Source organism: Pantoea sp. YU22, from assembly GCF_003970755.1.
Lineage (GTDB): Bacteria > Pseudomonadota > Gammaproteobacteria > Enterobacterales > Enterobacteriaceae > Pantoea > Pantoea piersonii.
In genome coordinates, this window is record NZ_RYDU01000003.1 from 44,938 (window position 1) to 62,738 (window position 17,801).

Consider the following 17,801-nt stretch of genomic DNA (forward strand, 5'->3'; position numbering starts at 1 on the left):
ATGCTCACTCAGTTGCGCGAAATAGTAGAAAAGGTGGCGGGCGCGCCACGTCTTACCGACGCGCTCGACATTCTGGTCAATGAGATCTGCCTGGCGATGGACACGGAAGTGTGCTCCGTTTATCTCGCAGATCATGAACACCATTGCTACTACCTGATGGCCACGCGAGGCCTGAAAAAACCGCGCGGGCGCACCGTTACGCTGGCGTTCGACGAAGGGATCGTCGGCCTGGTGGGACGTCTCGCCGAACCTATCAACCTTGCGGATGCGCAAAGTCACCCCAGCTTCAAATATATTCCTGCAGTGAAAGAAGAGCGCTATCGCTCTTTCCTCGGCGTGCCGATTATCAGTCGCCGTCAGCTGTTGGGCGTGCTGGTGGTACAGCAGCGCGAACACCGACAGTTCGACGAAAGCGAAGAGTCTTTCCTGGTTACGCTGGCGACGCAGATGGCGACCCTGCTGTCGCAGTCGCAGCTCTGTCAGCTCTTCGGCCAGTTCCGCCAGACGCGGGTACGCGCTATCGCTGCCGCGCCCGGCGTCGCTGTCGCGCCAGGCTGGGTCGATGAAACTCAGCCGCTGCTGGATCAGGTCTCCGCCGCCTCAACGCTCGATATTCAGCGCGAACGCGAACGGCTGGTGGTGGCGATGAACGAAGCCGCCAGCGAGTTTCGCCGTTTCAGCAAACGTTTCGCCGCCGGCGTGCAGAAAGAGAGCGCGGCGATCTTCGATCTCTACTCCCACCTGTTAACCGACGCCCGCCTGAAAAAGGATCTGTTCGACGAGATCGAACAGGGATCGGTCGCCGAATGGGCGGTAAAAAAGGTGATCGAAAAATTCGCCGCCCAGTTCGCCAGCCTGAGCGATAACTACCTGCGCGAGCGCGCAGGCGATCTGCGCGTGTTAGGGCAGCGCCTGCTGTTTCATCTCGATGATTCTCTGGTCGGCACCAACGCCTGGCCAGAGCGTTTTGTGCTGGTCGCCGACGAGCTTACCGCTACTACCCTGGCGGAGCTGCCGCACGAGCGGCTGGCGGGCATCGTGGTGCGCGATGGCGCCTCCAACTCGCACGCTGCTATCCTGACGCGCGCCATGGGCATTCCCACGGTAATGGGCGCGGATATCCTGCCTGCGCAGCTGAATAAACGCCTGCTGATTGTCGACGGCTATCGCGGCGAGCTGCTGATCGATCCTGAACCGGTACTGGTGCAGGAGTATCAGCGTCTGATCAGCGAAGAGAACGCGCTGAGCAAAATGGCGGAAGGGGTCGTCGATCAGCCGGGCGAACTAAAAAGCGGCGAGCGCATCCAGGTGATGCTTAACGCTGGCCTCAGCCCGGAGCATGAGCAGACGCTCGACAGCTGGGTGGACGGCATCGGCCTCTACCGCACTGAAATTCCCTTTATGCTGCAAAACGGCTTTCCCTCCGAAGAGGAGCAGGTTGCGCAGTATCAGGGCATGCTGCAGCTGTTTCACAATAAGCCGGTCACGCTGCGCACGCTGGACGTCGGCGCTGACAAACAGCTGCCCTATATGCCGATCAGCGAAGAGAACCCCTGCCTCGGCTGGCGCGGCATCCGTCTGACGCTGGATCAGCCGGAAATCTTTCTGGTGCAAGTGCGCGCCATGCTGCGCGCCAACGCCGCCTCCGGCAACCTCAGCATTTTGCTGCCAATGATCAGCCATATCGACGAGATTGATGACGCGGTGCGGCTGATCCAGCGCGCCGGACGCGAAGTGGAAGAGATGCTGGGCTATGTGATTCCGAAGCCGCGCGTCGGCGTGATGATCGAAGTACCGTCGATGTTGTTTATGATCCCGCAGCTGCAGACGCGCGTCGATTTCGTCTCGGTCGGCACCAACGACCTGACCCAGTACCTGATGGCGGTCGATCGCAACAACACGCGCGTCGCCAATCTTTACGATCCGCTGCATCCCGCCATGCTGCGCGCGCTGCGGTCGATCGCCACCGAAGCCCGTCTGGCGAATCTTGAACTCTGTCTTTGTGGTGAAATGGCGGGCGATCCGATGTGCGTCGCGCTGCTGGTGGGGCTTGGCTATCACCATCTCAGCATGAACGGCAAGAATGTGCCGCGCGTAAAGTATCTGCTGCGCCATCTGGATAAAGAAGAGACGCAGAAGCTAAGCGAGCAAGGCCTCAGCGCGCATACCGCATCGGAGGTTCGCCACCTGGTCGCCGCCTTTATGGAGCGGCGCGGGCTGGGCGGTCTGATCCGCGGCGGGCGCTGAGCGTTATCCTCGTTTACATTTACGCTGCTCTGTAAAAAACCAGGCTGTGCTATGATGCGCAGCCTTTAACATATCCGCCTGGCGCCCCTTTTTCAGGGCTGAAAATTGAATGGTGAATGATGAATAACGGCTATATCGCATTTCCGCAGTTCGATCCGGTGATCTTCTCTATCGGACCGGTTTCGCTGCACTGGTACGGACTGATGTATCTTGTCGGCTTTATTTTTGCCATGTGGCTGGCGGTTCGCCGCGCTAACCAACCCGGCAGCGGCTGGAAAAAAGAGGAAGTGGAAAACCTGCTCTACGCGGGGTTCCTCGGCGTTTTCCTTGGTGGCCGCATCGGCTACGTGCTCTTCTATAACCTGCCGCTGTTTCTGGAAAATCCGCTCTATCTGTTCAAAGTATGGGATGGCGGCATGTCGTTCCACGGTGGCCTGATCGGCGTGATCGTGGTGATGATGATTTTCGCGCGCCGCACCAGACGCACCTTTTTCCAGGTCTCTGACTTTATCGCGCCGCTGATCCCGTTCGGCCTTGGCGCCGGTCGTCTCGGCAACTTTATCAACGGCGAGCTGTGGGGCCGCGTCGCGCCTGACTTCAAATTTGCCATGCTGTTCCCAGGCTCGCGCAGCGAGGATGTGGCGCTGGCGGCGAGTAATCCGCGCTATCAGGAACTGCTGAATACCTACGGCGTGCTGCCGCGTCATCCGTCACAGCTGTATGAGCTGATGCTGGAAGGCGTGGTGCTGTTTATTATTCTGAACCTGTTTATTCGCAAACCGCGTCCGATGGGCAGCGTCTCCGGCCTGTTCCTGATCGGCTATGGCGCGTTTCGCATTATCGTTGAATTCTTCCGCCAGCCGGATGCGCAGCTCGGCCTGTTTGAAGGCGGCGTCAGTATGGGGCAAATCCTCTCCATTCCGATGATCCTGGCAGGTGTTATTATGATGGTCTGGGCGTATCGTCGTCGCCCGCAGCAACACACTCGAGAGGTAAAATGAAACAGTATCTGGACCTGATGCAACATGTGCTGAACCATGGCACGCCGAAATCTGACCGTACTGGTACTGGCACGCTGTCGATTTTCGGTCACCAGATGCGTTTCAACCTGCAAGATGGCTTTCCGCTGGTGACCACCAAAAAAGTGCATTTGCGCTCGATTATTCACGAGCTGCTGTGGTTCCTGAAGGGCGAGACCAATATCGGCTACCTGAAAGAGAATAACGTCACTATCTGGGACGAGTGGGCTGATGAAAAGGGCGACCTCGGCCCGGTCTACGGTAAACAGTGGCGCAGCTGGGGCAGCGCGCGCGGCGAAGAGATCGACCAGATAGCGAAGGTTATCGAACAGCTGAAGCGCGATCCCGACTCGCGCCGCATTATCGTTTCGGCGTGGAACGTCGGCGAACTGGACGAGATGGCGCTGGCGCCGTGTCACGCTTTTTTCCAGTTTTACGTGGCGGACGGCAAGCTCTCCTGTCAGCTCTATCAGCGCTCCTGCGATATTTTCCTCGGCCTGCCGTTCAATATCGCCAGCTACGCGCTGCTGGTCCATATGGTGGCGCAGCAGTGCGATCTGCAGGTGGGTGATTTCGTCTGGACCGGCGGCGACACGCACCTCTACAGCAACCATCTGGAGCAGGCGCGCCTGCAGCTGACGCGCGAGCCGCGCCCGCTGCCGAAGCTGGTGATTAAGCGCAAGCCCGACTCGATCTTCGATTATCGCTTCGAAGATTTTGAGATCGAAGGCTACGATCCTCACCCGGCCATCAAGGCGCCGGTAGCGGTGTAACGCTTCTGCCTGCTGTTATAAAGCCCTGGCGCAGCCTTGCTCGCCGGGGCTTTTTTTCTGCTTTTTAGCGCGCCCTCTCGCACCCTTTTGCTGCCTGATGCAACCCTGACATCTTTGCTGGAACGCGGCGCGCAGTCCGGCACAACGCCGCTCGCGACTATGTTGGCAAAGCGGCAGAGTTTCGCCATGAAAAAAGAACCCCACTATGGCTTTACGCTGCCGGAGCTGCTGTTCGTACTGGTTATCGTCGGCATCCTCAGCCTCGGCGCACTTCAGGGCTGGCAGCGCTGGCAGCAGCGACAGCAGCTGCGCGAGACCGCGCAACAGCTGCAGGGCTTTTTACAGCGCCTGCGGGCGCAGGCCAACTGGCAGAGCCAGGATCGCACGCTCTGGCTGATACCGGGCGAACGCTGGTGTCTGGGTAGCGGGCCGAAACCCGAGGCTGGCTGTGAGCGCGGAAGGCGACTGCAGTTTATCGCGCCTTATCCCGGCGTTAGCCTGACCGGCGTGCGCGGCGAGCCGGGCTTTTACGGCCGCCGCAATATGGCGAAGGCGGGCAGCCTGGAGTTTGGCAACGCAAGCGGCAGGCTGCGGTTGATTATTTCCGCCCGCGCCCGCATTCGCCTCTGCCAGCCGGAGGAACAGGGATGCGACTGAAGATGGCCGGGTTCAGTTTGCTGGAGATGCTGGTGGCGATGGCCATCAGCGCCGTGCTGATGCTGAGCGCAGGCCGGTTTTTACCGCTGCTGATGGGGGAAAACCTGCGCCTGCAACAGCGCGTTCAGCTGCGCGAAGATCTGCAGCAGGTGATGCAGACGCTGGAAAAAGCGGTGCGCCGCGCGGGCTACTGTAACGGCGACTGCGGCGCGGCGGGGTTTAGCGCCTCCGGCGACTGCCTGCTGCTGCGCTGGGACGACAACAGCAATGGAAAATGGGAAGGCGTCGCGTACGGCGAAAGCGATTATTACGGCTTTCGGTTGCGGCAAAAGCAGCTGGAAACCCGACGCGGCGCGGACGGATGCGGCGGAACAGGCTGGGAACGCCTCACCGATCCCGCTTTTCTCGCGGTTGAGCAGTTCAGCGTAGAGCAAGCGGGCGCGCTGATTAAGCTGCGTCTGGCTGGGCGCGCCGGCAGCGAGCAGGAAACGCTGGAGAGCTGGGTCGAGGGAGAAAACCTGTGAATCAAAAAGGCAACAGCGCGCTGGGCATGGTGCTGATGATTTTGCTGATGGGTAGCCTGACGCTGCGCGCCAGCCGGGAAAGGCTGGAGCAGGGCATGTCGCTGGTCGCCGACGAGCGGCAGCACTATCACGATTTCTGGGCGGCGCAGTCGGCGCTGCAGTGGGGGCTGACGCTGAACTGGCCGCAGGCGCAGGGCTGCCAGCAAGAGCGACGGCAGGGCTGGGAAAGTTGTTTACAGAAGGTGAGCGATGAACGGGCGTTGCTTAAAGGCCGCGCGGCGGCAAGCGAACTGGCGCTGTGGCGCTGGGTGGCAAAGGAGGGCTACCGGCTCAGACCGTTGCCGCACGGCTGGATCGATTACTGCCCGCTGGCGACGGCGAAACGCTGTCTGTAAGCAGCGTGGCTTTAGCCTGCCGGAAGCGCTGTTCGCGCTGTTGCTGCTGGCGACGAGCGTGAGCGCGCTGCTGCACTATCAGCTCGCTCTGGCGCAGGGCTTCAGCCAGCAGTGGCAGCAACGCGTCGCCGTACGCGTCGCCGCGCAGCGTCTGATGGGGCATGAGATGCCGGGCTGGCGTACGTCGCTTGAGCGCAGCAGCGCTTCGAACTGTACGCTGGAACGCGCTGAGGTCAGCGGAGCGTATCAGGGGCACGCCATATTGACGCGTTTACGTTGCTGAGAGGCAAAAGAGCCCGCACGCTATGGGCAACCCCGGCGATCCGCGGTAGAGTGACCAGTCTGCCGCTTTGCCGCGCCAGACAGTGTCACCACAGGAGTTTCCATGTTTCACGTTTATCACTCAAACCAGCTCGATGTTCTGAAGATTCTCGCGGCAGCGGTGATAGAACATGACCCCCTCAGCGATCCTTTTTCCGCCGAAACCGTGCTGGTGCAGAGTCCCGGCATGGCGCAGTGGCTGCAGATGGAACTGGCGCAAACCTTCGGTATCGCCGCCAATATTGAATTTCCTCTGCCCGCCTCTTTTATCTGGGATATGTTCGTGCGCGTGCTGCCGGACATTCCTGCCGAGAGCGCTTTTACCAAAGCCAGCATGAGCTGGAAACTGATGCATCGCTTGCCTGAACTGCTGACGCAGGAGGCGTTTGTCTCGCTGCGCCACTATCTGCACGACGACAGCGATAAGCGCAAACTCTTCCAGCTCTGCTCCCGCGTTGCCGATCTCTTTGACCAGTATCTGGTCTACCGCGCCGACTGGCTGAACCGCTGGGAACAGGGCGAGCTGGTCGACGGTTTAGGCGACGCGCAGCTGTGGCAGTCGGCGCTCTGGCGTGACCTGGTGGCCTACACCGAGGCGCTGGGACAGCCGAAATGGCATCGCGCCAACCTCTACGCGCGCTTTATCCAGACGCTGGAACGGGCGGAGCGGCCCCCCTCTGGCCTGCCAAAGCGCGTGTTTATCTGCGGCATTTCCGCCTTGCCGCCGGTCTATTTACAGGCGCTGCAGGCGCTGGGCCGCCATATCGATATTCATCTGTTGTTCACCAATCCCTGCCGCGACTACTGGGGCGATATTCAGGATTACGCCTTCCTCGCGAAGCTGCAGAGCCGCCAGCGCCGTCGCCTCGACAGCGAAGAGTCGCGCGATCTCTTCAGCGATCCGCTTGAGGCGCCGGCGCGTTTCAACGCCGAAGGCGAACAGCAGCTCAGCAATCCGCTGCTCGCCTCCTGGGGCAAGCTGGGCCGCGACAACCTGTTCCTGCTCAGCCAGATGGACGAGGCGGATGACGTCGACGCCTTTGTCGAGGTGGAAGAGGACAATCTGCTGCATGCCATGCAGCACGATCTGCTGAATCTGCAGGACAACGCGGTGCTGGGGCTGAACGCGGAGGAGCTGGCCTGGAGCGGCAACAAGCGTCCGCTCGATCCCGACGATCGCTCGATTAGCGTGCAGATCTGCCACAGCGCGCAGCGCGAAGTGGAGGTGCTGCAGGATCACCTGCTGGCGATGATGGAAGCAGATCCCGCGCTTAAGCCGCGCGATATCATTGTGATGGTCGCCGATATCGACAGCTACGCGCCCTTTATCCAGGCGGTCTTCGCCAACGCGCCCGCCGATCGCTATCTGCCGTTCTCTATCTCCGATCGCCGCGCCAGCCAGGCGCATCCGGCTATCTTTGCCTTTCTGAGCCTGCTGGCGCTGCCGGACAGCCGCTTTGCGGCGGAAGATGTGCTGGCGCTGCTGGAGGTCCCGGCGCTGGCGAACCGGTTCTCCGTGGATGAGAGCGGCCTGCGCCTGCTGCGCCGCTGGGTCGATGAATCTGGCGTGCGCTGGGGGCTGGACGATGACAGTGCCGAAGCGCTGGCGCTGCCGGTCACGGGCCAGCACACCTGGCGCTTTGGCCTGGAGCGTATGCTGCTGGGCTATGCGATGGAGAGTCATCACGGCGACTGGCAGGGCATTTTGCCCTATGACGAATCGAGCGGCTTAGTCGGCGAGCTGGCCGGTCATCTGGCGGAGCTGCTGATGCGCCTGAACCACTGGCGCGCGCGCCTCAGCGAATCCCGACCGCTGGAAGGGTGGTTGCCGCTCTGTCGGGAGATGATCAATGACTTCTTTCACGGCGACGCCGAAGCGGACGCGGCGCTGCTGCTGGTGGAGGAGCAGTGGAAGCAGCTGATCGAATATGGGCAGGCCGCGCGCTATCAGGCCGCTATTCCCGTGACGCTGCTGCGCGACGATCTGCGCGCGCGCCTCGATCAGCAGCGCATCAGCCAGCGCTTCCTCGCCGGACAGATTAACTTCTGCACGCTGATGCCGATGCGCTCGATCCCCTTCCGCGTGGTCTGTCTGCTTGGCATGAACGACGGCGTCTATCCCCGCACGCTGCCGGCGCCGGGCTTTGACCTGATGCAGCAACAGACGCGCAAAGGCGATCGCAGCCGGCGCGACGACGATCGCTATCTGTTCCTTGAAGCGCTGCTTTCGGCGCAGGATCGGCTCTATATCAGCTATATCGGTCGCGCAATTCAGGATAATACGGAACGCTATCCCTCTGTGCTGGTCACAGAGCTGCTGGATTACATTGGCCAGAGCTTCTGTCTGCCCGGCGATGAGGCAAAAGAGCTGGATGAGAGCGCGCAGCGCGTCCAGCAGCATATCCAGCATCTGCACAGCCGTATGCCGTTCGCCGCGGAAAATTTTCAGCCGCAGTCACGATGCCACAGTTTTGCGCGCGAATGGCTGCCCGCCGCGCAGGGAAAAGGCGAGGCGCAGCCCGACTTTGTCCAGCCGCTGCCGCTGTCGGAGATGGAGTCCGTCTCCTGCGAGCAGTTCCTGCGCTTCTGGCGTCATCCGGTGCGCGCCTGGTTTCATCAGCGGCTCGGCGTCACTTTCTGGCTGGAGGAGACGGAGCTGTCAGACAATGAGCCTTTCGCGCTCGACAGTCTGGAGCGGTACCAGATCAACGCCGAGCTGCTGAACGCGCTGGTGGAGGGCGAAGATACGCAGCGGCTGTACGCCCTGCATCGCGCGGCGGGCAATCTGCCTTACGGCGCGTTCGGCGAGCTCTTCTGGCAGGCGCAGCAGGAGGAGATGCAGGAAGTGGCGGCGGCGGTCATTGAGCAGCGCAGCGAAGGCGAGAGCTGGGAGGTGAATCTGCCGCTTGACGGCGTTACGCTGACCGGCTGGCTGACGCAGGTACAGCACGACGGTCTGCTGCGCTGGCGTCCCGGCGTGCTTAATATGAACGACGGCCTGCTGCTCTGGCTGGAGCACCTGATCTACTGTGCGCTGGGCGGCAGCGGCGAAAGCCGCATGATGGGCAGAGAGAACAGCCGCTGGCGCTTTGCGGCGGTGGCGCAGCCAGAGGCCGAGGCGATGCTGACGCGCTATATGCAGGGCTATAAGCAAGGCATGTCGCAACCGCTGCTGCTGTTGAACAAGAGCGGTGGTGCCTGGCTGACGGCAAGCTACGACAAAAAAACGCAGCAGCTGCTGCTGGATGAAGCCACCCAGGTCAAGGCGCGCAATCGGCTGCTGCAGGCCTGGATAGGCGGTTATCAGCAGGAAGGCGAGGGCGGCGATCCCTACCTGCAACGACTGTGCCGCGTCCTGAACGACGCGCAGATAGCGCAGATCACCGAGGCCGCGCAACGCTGGTATCTGCCGGTATTGCAGGCCCACCTGGATGATGAATAGCAAGTGGCGCGACGAGCTCTGACGCGTCGACGCCCGATAAAAAGGTCACGTCAGTTTGAACCATTTTCGGCTGCGCCTGCCCGGCAGCGCAGTTTCAAGGGTAACAGAAGGGGTTTACATGCGTAGATACGCTCGCTGGATAGCGGCGCTAATGTTGAGCCTGGCGACCTGCGCCTCGCTGGCACAGGCCGCGACGGGCTGGACGCCGGTTAATGAAGCCATTCGCAAAAGCGAAAAAGATCCGCGCCAGTATCAGGCTATCCGGCTCGACAACGGCCTGACCGTACTGCTGGTCTCCGACGCGCAGGCGCCAAAATCGCTGGCGGCGCTGACGCTGCCGATCGGCTCGCTGGACGACCCGGATCAACAGCTCGGCCTGGCGCACTTTCTGGAGCATATGGTGCTGATGGGTTCGCAGCGCTATCCGCAGCCGGATAACCTGGCGGAGTTCCTGAAAAAGCATGGCGGCAGTCACAACGCCAGCACCGCCTCCTACCGCACCGCGTTCTACCTGGAGGTGGAAAACGATGCGCTGGAACCGGCGGTGGACCGCATGGCGGACGCGCTGGCTGCGCCGTTGCTCGATCCGGTTAACGCCGATCGCGAACGCAACGCCGTCAACGCCGAGCTGACGATGGCGCGCTCGCGCGACGGCTTGCGTATGGCGCAGGTCGGCGCGGAGACGCTGAATCCGGCGCATCCCGGCTCGCGCTTTTCGGGCGGCAATCTCGATACGCTGAAAGATAAGCCGGACAGCAAGCTGCTGGATGCGCTGTCGGCGTTCTACCATACCCATTACTCCGCCAACCTGATGAAAGCGGTGCTCTACAGCAACAAACCCTTGCCGGAGATGGCGCAGATCGCCGCCAACACCTTTGGCCGCATCGCGAATCACGATGCGGCGGTTCCGGCTATCGACGCACCTGTGGTTACCGAGGCGCAGCAGGGCATCGTGATCCACTATGTCCCGGCGCAGCCGCGCAAACAGCTCAAAATTGAGTTCCGCATTGCGAATAACAGCGATCGCTTCCGCAGCAAAACCGATACGCTGATCGGCTATCTCATCGGCAACCGCAGCAAAAATACCCTGGTCGACTGGCTGCAAAAGCAGGGGCTGGCTGACGGCGTCAATGCTGGCGCCGACCCGATGAGCGAACGCAGCAGCGGCGTCTTCGCCATTACTGCCTCGCTCACCGATAAAGGCCTGGCGCAGCGCGATGAAGTGGTGGCGGCGATCTTCAGCTATATCGCCATGCTGCGTGAGCAGGGCATCGACAAGCGCTACTTTGACGAAGTCTCCCACGTGCTGGCGCTCGATTTTCGCTATCCCTCGCTGACGCGCGATATGGATTACATCGAGTGGCTGGCGGACACCATGCTGCGCGTGCCGGTTGAGCATACGCTGGATGCGCCTTATCTGGCCGATGACTACGACGCCGCCGCCATTAAAGCGCGCCTTGACGAGATGACGCCGCAGCATGCGCGCATCTGGTATATCAGCCCGCAGGAGCCGCACAACAAAGTGGCCTACTTTGTTAATGCGCCCTATCAGGTCGATCGTATCAGCGATCAGACCTTCGCCGACTGGCGACAGCGCGCCAGCCATATCCAGCTCTCAATGCCGACGCTGAACCCCTATATTCCTGACGATTTCACCCTGATCACGCAGGACGGCAAAAGCTATACCCATCCAGTTTCGCTGCCCAATGACGTCGGCATGCCTATCTACTGGATGCCCAGCCAGTTCTACGCCAGCGAGCCGAAAGCCTCTGTGATGCTGGCGCTGCGCAATCAGCACGCCATCAGCGACGCGCGCCAGCAGGTGCTGTTCGGCCTGAACGATTATCTCTCCAGCCTGGCGCTGGATGAGCTGAACTCGCAGGCCTCGGTCGGCGGCATCAGCTTCTCTACCAGCGAAAATGATGGGCTGGTGTTCACCGCCAGCGGCTTTACCCAGCGGTTGCCGACGCTGCTGAAAAAACTGGTTGAAGGCTATGCCACGTTCCAGCCGACGCAGCAGCAGCTGGAGCAGGCGAAATCCTGGTATCTGGATCAGCTGGACGCGGCGGACAAAGGCAAAGCGTTTGAAATGGCTATCCAGCCGATGCAGATGCTGTCGCAGCTTCCCTATACGCAGCGCGAGACGCGCCGCGCGCTGGTCAAAGCGATCGGGCTCGACGAGGTAGTGGCGTATCGCGACAATCTGATCCATCATGCGACGCCTGAACTGCTGGCGGTCGGCAATCTCAGCGCCGACAGCGTGACGCAGCTTGGTCGCGAGCTGAAGCAGCAGATGCAGACCCAGGGTACGCAGCTCTGGCGCAACAACTATGTTTCCTTCGCTAAGCCCGTGAAAGCCAACCTGCAAAAAACCGGCAGCAGCACCGATTCGGCGCTGGCGGCGCTCTATGTGCCACTCGGCTACGGCGAATATCAGAGCATGGCGAACAGCTCTATGCTGAGTCAGATCGTGCAGCCCTGGTTCTACAATCAGCTGCGCACCGAGGAGCAGCTGGGCTATGCGGTATTCGCTTTCCAGATGCCGGTCGGCCGTCAGTGGGGCATCGGCTTCCTGCTGCAAAGCAACAGCAAGCAGCCCGCTTATCTGCTGCAGCGCTATCAGGCTTTTTACCCGCAGGCGGAAAAACGGCTGCGCGCCATGCCGCAGAGCGACTTCGCCCAGTATCAGCAGGCAATGATTAATCAGCTGAAGCAGCGGCCGCAAACCCTTGATGAAGAGGCGTCGCGCTACAGCCGGGATTTCGATCGCCAGAATTACGCCTTCGATACCCGACAGAAAGTTATAGAAGCGATCCAGCAGCTGACGCCGGGCGAGCTGGCGGACTTCTTCCACCGTGCCGTGATGAAAAAAGAGGGCATGGCGATGACGTCGCAGATTGCGGGCAACAGCGCGGAAAAAGTCGCCTTTGCGCGGCTGCCCGGATGGAAAACCTGGAATGAGGTAGCGAAACTGCAGCAGTCGCTACCGGTTAAGAGTGAGACGCAATGAGTTACCCTGAGTCGCTGAATCCTCTGACGCTGCCGCTGCGCGGCGAGCGTCTGATCGAGGCTTCGGCGGGAACCGGCAAAACCTTCACTATCGGCGTGCTCTATTTGCGCCTGCTGTTGGGGTTGGGCGGCGAAAACAGTTACAGCCGCCCGCTGTCGGTCGAAGAAATTCTGGTAGTGACCTTTACCGAGGCCGCCACCGCTGAACTGCGCGGACGCATCCGCGAAAATATTCATGAGCTGCGGCTGGCCTGCGTGCGCGGCGCCAGCAGTAATCCGATGCTGGCGCAGCTGCTGGGCCAGATTGACGATCTCTCGCAGGCCGCTTCGCTGCTGCTGGCGGCGGAGCGTCAGATGGACGAGGCGGCGATATTCACTATTCACGGCTTCTGCCAGCGCATGCTTAACCTGAACGCCTTTGAGTCCGGCATGCTGTTCGAGCAGGAGCTGATAGAGGATGAGGCGGCGCTGTTTAAACAGGCGACGGCGGACTTCTGGCGACGCCACTGCTATCCGCTGACGCTGGAGGTGGCGCGCGCCATTATCGCTGAGTGGAACGGACCCGAAAGCCTGCTGACGACGCTGCGGCCCTGGCTGCAGGGCGAGTCGCCGCGCCTGAAGCGTCCACCTGCCGACGATGAAACCCTTGCGACGCGCCACGCCGCCAACCTGGCGCGCATCAGCGCCATGAAGCAGCAGTGGCAGGCGGTAAGCGACGAAGTTGAAGGCATCGTCAGCCAGTCCGGCGTTGATAAGCGCAGCTACAGCAGTAAATATCTGCCGCTCTGGGTGGCGAAAATCACCCAGTGGGCCAACAGCGAAACGGTGGACTATCTTTTTCCTAAAGAGCTGGAGCGTTTCGCCCAGCGCGTGCTGCTGGAAAAAACCAAAAAAGGCGAGCCGCCGCAGCATCCGCTGTTTCAGGCGGTAGAGGCCTTTCTCGCCGAGCCGCTGTCGCTGCGTGACCTGGTTATCGCCCGCGCGCTGGTGGAAGTACGCGACGCGGTGCGTAAAGAGAAGCGCCTGCGCGCGCTGCTCGGCTTCGACGATCTGCTGAGCCGGCTCGACGAGGCGCTGCAGCAGCCGGGCGGCGCGCTGCTGGCCGACACTATCCGCGGCCGTTTTCCGGTGGCGCTGATCGATGAATTCCAGGATACCGATCCGCAACAGTACCGTATTTTCCGCACGCTCTATCTTAATCAGCCTGAGCTGGCGCTGCTGCTGATCGGCGATCCCAAACAGGCTATTTACGCCTTCCGCGGCGCCGATATTTTTACCTATCTGCGCGCGCGCAGCGAGGTCAGCGCCCACTACACGCTTGATACCAACTGGCGATCGTCGCCAGGAATGGTGCAGAGCGTAAACCGCCTTTTCGCCCGCATGGATTCGCCGTTTCTCTTTTCGGCTATCCCGTTTCTGCCGGTTAAACCCGCCGAGCCGAACCAGCATCTGACGCTGTTGAAAGATGCGCAGCCGCAGGCGGCGCTGCGTTTCTGGCTGCAGCCCGGCGACGGCGTGGGCGTAAGTGACTATCAGCAATTTATGGCGCAGCAGTGCGCCGCCGATATCAGCCGCTGGCTGGTGGCCGGACAGCAGGGACGCGCTCTGCTGGGTAAGGGCGATAATCTGCGGCCGGTTCAGGCGTCCGATATTACCGTGCTGGTGCGCAGCCGCAACGAAGCAGGACTGGTTCGCGACGCGCTGAACGGCCTGTCGATTCCGTCGGTCTACCTCTCTAACCGCGACAGCGTCTATACCACTCCCGAGGCGCGCGAGCTGCTGTGGCTGTTGCAGGCGATACAGGCGCCGGAGCAGGAGCGTCTGCTGCGCAGCGCGCTCGCCACCTCGATTTTCGCTATCGACGCCGCCTCGCTGGATACGCTGAGCCAGAACGAGCGCGAATGGGATGCGCTGGTAGAGCAGTTCGCTGGCTGGCAGCAGCTATGGCACCAGCGCGGCGTGCTGCCAATGCTGCGCGACGTGATGAATCAGCGGCAGCTGGCGGAAAATATGCTGGCCTCGGAGAACGGCGAGCGCAGGCTCACCGATCTGATGCACCTTGGCGAGCTGTTGCAAGAGGCCTCGACGCAGCTCGACAGTCCCCATGCGCTGGTGCGCTTTCTCGCCCAGCAGATCGCCCGGCCCAATAGCCAGTCGGCGGATCAGCAGCTGCGCCTGGAGAGCGATCGCCATCTGGTACAGATCGTTACCATCCATAAATCCAAAGGATTGCAGTACCCGCTGGTGTGGCTGCCTTTCGCCGCCGGCTTTCGTGAGGCGGCCAGCGCGCTCTATCACGACCGGGAGAGCTTCGCGACGCTGCTCGACGTGCAGGGCGACGAGCAGAGCATGGAGCTGGCCGAGCAGGAGCGACTGGCGGAAGATTTGCGCCTGCTCTACGTCGCCCTGACGCGCTCGGTGTACCACTGTAGCGTTGGCGTTGCGCCGCTGTTTAAAGGCGCGCGCAAAAAAGAGGGCGACAGCGATCTGCACAAGAGCGCGCTGGGCTATCTGGTGCAGCAGGGAGAGAGCGGCAACGCCGACCGTCTGCGCACCTGTCTGGCGACGCTGGCGGATGGTGATACCGAGGTAGTGAGCGACGATCTGATCCCCGGCGAAAACTGGCGCGAGCAGGCGCAGCCCGACGATGCGCTCAGCAGCCGTCAGGTCACGCGCGACCTACGCGACGCCTGGCGCGTCACCAGCTACTCAGGTTTACAGCAGCACAACAGTTCGCCGCTGCTGGAAGCGATGCCTACTTTCGATATCGACGCGGCTGGCGAAGAGGGCGGCGAAGCAGAGAACGTGCTGACGCCGCATCACTTTCCGCGCGGCGCGGCGCCGGGCACCTTTTTGCACGGCCTGTTTGAATCGTTCGATTTTACCCGGCCGCCGGATCGGACGCTGCTGGAGACGCAGCTGGAACAGAACGGCTACCCCCCGCACTGGCTGCCGGTGCTGGAGACGTGGATCGCGCGCGTGCTGCACACGCCGCTTAATCACGACGGGCTGACGCTGGGCGCGCTGCAAAACCATGACCGCCTGGTAGAGATGGCTTTTTATCTGCCGCTGGAGCGTATGCTTAACGCAGCGGAGCTGGATACGCTGATGCGCCAGCACGATGCGCTGTCGGCACGCGCGCCGCGTCTGGAGTTTCATCAGGTGCAGGGGATGCTGAAAGGCTTTATCGATCTGGTATTTCGCTGGAACGGTCAATATTATCTGCTGGATTATAAATCCAACTGGCTAGGCGACAGCGAAGCGGCCTATACCCCAGAGGCGATGGCGCAGGCGATGGTGGATCACCGCTACGACTTGCAATACCAGCTCTATACGCTGGCGCTGCATCGCTATCTGCAGCATCGTCTGCCCGGTTATGATTATCAACGCCACTTTGGCGGCGTGTTTTATCTGTTTTTGCGCGGCGTCGATGGCAGTTCGCCGGAAAACGGCATCTTTACCGCGCGGCCGTCGACGGCGTTCGTCGACGGGCTGGACGCGTTGTTTCGTCGCCCGAAAGAGGAGGAAGCATGACGGAGATAGTGTCATTGCTCGATCAGGCGGTAGAGAAACGTCTGCTGCGGTCGCTCGATCTCCAGTTCGCGCGGCTGCTCGCCGACGCCTCACAGCCCGCGTGGCTGCTGGCGGCCGCCTGCGTCAGCGCCGAAGCGGGCGACGGCCATGTCTGCCTGCCGCTGGCGCACCTGACCCCAGAGACGCTGTTCGCCGGACGTCACCCCGAACTGGCGCAGGCCTTATGGCGCGCAGCGGGCGCGCCGCCGTGCTGGAAAACGGCGCTATCGGGCTGGCCGGCGCTGAGCGATGGCGGCATCGCCACGCCGCTGGTGCTCAATCATGAACGGCTTTATCTGCATCGCCTGTGGCAAAGCGAAGGCCAGGTGGCGCGCTTTTTCACCCGGCAGGTGGAGATGGCGGAGATGGATATCGCCGCCGCGCAGAACGTGTTGAGTGCGCTGTTTGGCGATCGTCCCGATGACTGGCAAAAAATTGCTGCCGCCGTGGCGCTGACGCGCAAAACGGCGGTGATATCTGGCGGCCCCGGCACGGGCAAAACCACCACCGTGGCGAAGCTGCTGGCGGCGATGATCCGCCTGAGCCGCAGCAGCCTGCGTATTCAGCTGGCGGCACCGACCGGAAAAGCGGCGGCGCGCCTTACCGAATCGCTCGGCCAGGCGCTGCAGGCGCTGTCGGTAAGCGACGAGGAGCGGGCGCGTTTTCCCAGCGAAGCCACAACGCTGCATCGCCTGCTGGGCGCGCAGCCCGATACGCAGCGGCTGCGCTATCACGCCTCAAACCGGCTTCATCTTGATGTGCTGGTGGTGGACGAAGCCTCTATGGTCGATCTCTCGATGATGGCGAAACTGATCGCGGCGCTGCCTGACCATGCGCGCGTGATTTTCCTCGGCGATCGCGATCAGCTGGCGTCGGTGGAAGCGGGCGCCGTGCTGGGCGATATCTGTCGCTGCGCTGAAACGGGTTACAGCCTGTCGCGCGCGCAGCAGCTGGTGGCGCTGACGCAGTGCGCGCTCGACGGCGCGGATGACGCGCGCGCCCCCGACGTGCGCGACAGCATTTGCCTGCTGCGCAAAAGTTACCGTTTCGACGCGAAATCGGGCATTGGTCAGCTGGCGCGCGCGGTCAATCTCGGCGATGCGCGCGAGGTCGAGGCGGTGATTAACGCCGCCTTTGAGGATATCGATTTTCAGGCGCTGCAGAGCGGCGAAGCCTATCAGGCTATGCTCGATGCCGTAGCGGAGGGCTACCGTCCTTACCTGAAATTAGTGCAGGCGCGCGCGCCGGTTGAGGAGATCCTGCAGGCGTTCAGCCGCTATCAGCTGCTTTGCGCATTGCGTGACGGCCCCTTTGGCGTTCAGGGGTTGAATCAGCGCATCGAGCAGCGTCTGGTTCAGCTGCAGCGCATCCGCCGTCCGGCGGTCGGCAGCCGCTGGTATGCGGGACGGCCAGTGATGGTGACGCGAAACGACAGCGCGCTGGGGCTCTTCAACGGCGATATCGGCATTACCCTGCGCGATGCAGAGAATCAGCTGAAGGTCTTTTTCCCGCTGCCGGATGGTTCGGTGAAGGCAGTACAGCCGAGCCGCCTGCCGCCGCACGATACCGCCTGGGCGATGACGGTGCATAAGTCGCAGGGGTCGGAGTTCGAACATACTGCGCTGGTAATGCCCGCTCAGTTTTCGCCGGTTTTGACGCGCGAGCTGGTCTATACCGCCATTACCCGCGCGCGCAAGCGGCTGACGCTCTACAGCGAACCTGCGGTGTTTCAGCGTGCGGTGCAGCTGCAAACCCAGCGCCGCAGCGGGCTGGTGGAAAGGCTTAGTCTCGCCGTCTGACGGGTGTTTCTGGCAAACGACTCAGTACATTACTGCGCGGGC

At 61.7% G+C, this 17,801-nt stretch carries 11 protein-coding genes; all 11 read left to right on the forward strand.

Features of this window, described 5'->3' with window-relative positions; genetic code table 11:
• The 11 genes from ptsP (at position 1) to recD (ending at position 17,759) form a co-directional block, all read left to right on the forward strand.
• The gene (gene ptsP, locus EKL29_RS06905) at positions 1-2,247 is read left to right on the forward strand and encodes a phosphoenolpyruvate--protein phosphotransferase (RefSeq protein ID WP_126689199.1); all 2,247 of its coding nucleotides are present in this window, start codon (positions 1-3) and stop codon (positions 2,245-2,247) included.
• 119 nt (positions 2,248-2,366) lie between these two features.
• Entirely contained in the window at positions 2,367-3,248 is an 882-nt protein-coding gene (gene lgt / locus EKL29_RS06910; RefSeq protein ID WP_120452814.1) for a prolipoprotein diacylglyceryl transferase, read from the forward strand.
• Positions 3,245-4,039, forward strand: a complete 795-nt coding sequence (gene thyA / locus EKL29_RS06915) for a thymidylate synthase (RefSeq protein ID WP_126689200.1) — start codon at positions 3,245-3,247, stop codon at positions 4,037-4,039. Before lgt ends, thyA begins: the two co-directional genes overlap by 4 nt.
• Before the next feature lie 186 nt (positions 4,040-4,225).
• Positions 4,226-4,696, forward strand: a complete 471-nt coding sequence (locus EKL29_RS06920) for a prepilin peptidase-dependent protein (RefSeq protein WP_126689201.1) — start codon at positions 4,226-4,228, stop codon at positions 4,694-4,696.
• Complete coding sequence (locus EKL29_RS06925; RefSeq protein WP_126689202.1) at positions 4,687-5,220, forward strand: prepilin peptidase-dependent protein; 534 nt, start codon at positions 4,687-4,689, stop codon at positions 5,218-5,220. Before EKL29_RS06920 ends, EKL29_RS06925 begins: the two co-directional genes overlap by 10 nt.
• Positions 5,217-5,615, forward strand: a complete 399-nt coding sequence (locus EKL29_RS06930) for a DUF2509 family protein (protein ID WP_126689203.1) — start codon at positions 5,217-5,219, stop codon at positions 5,613-5,615. Before EKL29_RS06925 ends, EKL29_RS06930 begins: the two co-directional genes overlap by 4 nt.
• Positions 5,616-5,673: 58 nt before the next feature.
• Complete coding sequence (locus tag EKL29_RS23225; protein ID WP_311778980.1) at positions 5,674-5,898, forward strand: prepilin-type N-terminal cleavage/methylation domain-containing protein; 225 nt, start codon at positions 5,674-5,676, stop codon at positions 5,896-5,898.
• Positions 5,899-6,000: 102 nt separating this feature from the next.
• Positions 6,001-9,378, forward strand: coding sequence for an exodeoxyribonuclease V subunit gamma (recC, locus tag EKL29_RS06940; RefSeq protein ID WP_126689205.1), 3,378 nt, complete (start codon positions 6,001-6,003; stop codon positions 9,376-9,378).
• Between the two features lie 118 nt (positions 9,379-9,496).
• Entirely contained in the window at positions 9,497-12,388 is a 2,892-nt protein-coding gene (ptrA, locus tag EKL29_RS06945) for a pitrilysin (protein ID WP_126689206.1), read from the forward strand.
• Positions 12,385-15,921, forward strand: coding sequence for an exodeoxyribonuclease V subunit beta (gene recB, locus EKL29_RS06950; protein WP_126689207.1), 3,537 nt, complete (start codon positions 12,385-12,387; stop codon positions 15,919-15,921). The genes ptrA and recB overlap by 4 nt, the downstream gene beginning before the upstream one ends.
• Positions 15,918-17,759, forward strand: coding sequence for an exodeoxyribonuclease V subunit alpha (gene recD / locus EKL29_RS06955; protein WP_120451165.1), 1,842 nt, complete (start codon positions 15,918-15,920; stop codon positions 17,757-17,759). The genes recB and recD overlap by 4 nt, the downstream gene beginning before the upstream one ends.
• Positions 17,760-17,801 lie beyond the last annotated feature (42 nt).

Excerpts from the sequence above, each read along its gene's own strand:
- lgt (WP_120452814.1), top strand. The coding sequence starts at position 2,367 with ATGAATAACGGCTATATCGCATTTCCGCAGTTCGATCCGGTGATCTTC.
- EKL29_RS06920 (WP_126689201.1), top strand. The coding sequence starts at position 4,226 with ATGAAAAAAGAACCCCACTATGGCTTTACGCTGCCGGAGCTGCTGTTC.
- ptsP (WP_126689199.1), top strand. The coding sequence starts at position 1 with ATGCTCACTCAGTTGCGCGAAATAGTAGAAAAGGTGGCGGGCGCGCCA.
- thyA (WP_126689200.1), top strand. The coding sequence starts at position 3,245 with ATGAAACAGTATCTGGACCTGATGCAACATGTGCTGAACCATGGCACG.
- recB (WP_126689207.1), top strand. The coding sequence starts at position 12,385 with ATGAGTTACCCTGAGTCGCTGAATCCTCTGACGCTGCCGCTGCGCGGC.
- EKL29_RS06925 (WP_126689202.1), top strand. The coding sequence starts at position 4,687 with ATGCGACTGAAGATGGCCGGGTTCAGTTTGCTGGAGATGCTGGTGGCG.
- ptrA (WP_126689206.1), top strand. The coding sequence starts at position 9,497 with ATGCGTAGATACGCTCGCTGGATAGCGGCGCTAATGTTGAGCCTGGCG.
- recC (WP_126689205.1), top strand. The coding sequence starts at position 6,001 with ATGTTTCACGTTTATCACTCAAACCAGCTCGATGTTCTGAAGATTCTC.
- recD (WP_120451165.1), top strand. The coding sequence starts at position 15,918 with ATGACGGAGATAGTGTCATTGCTCGATCAGGCGGTAGAGAAACGTCTG.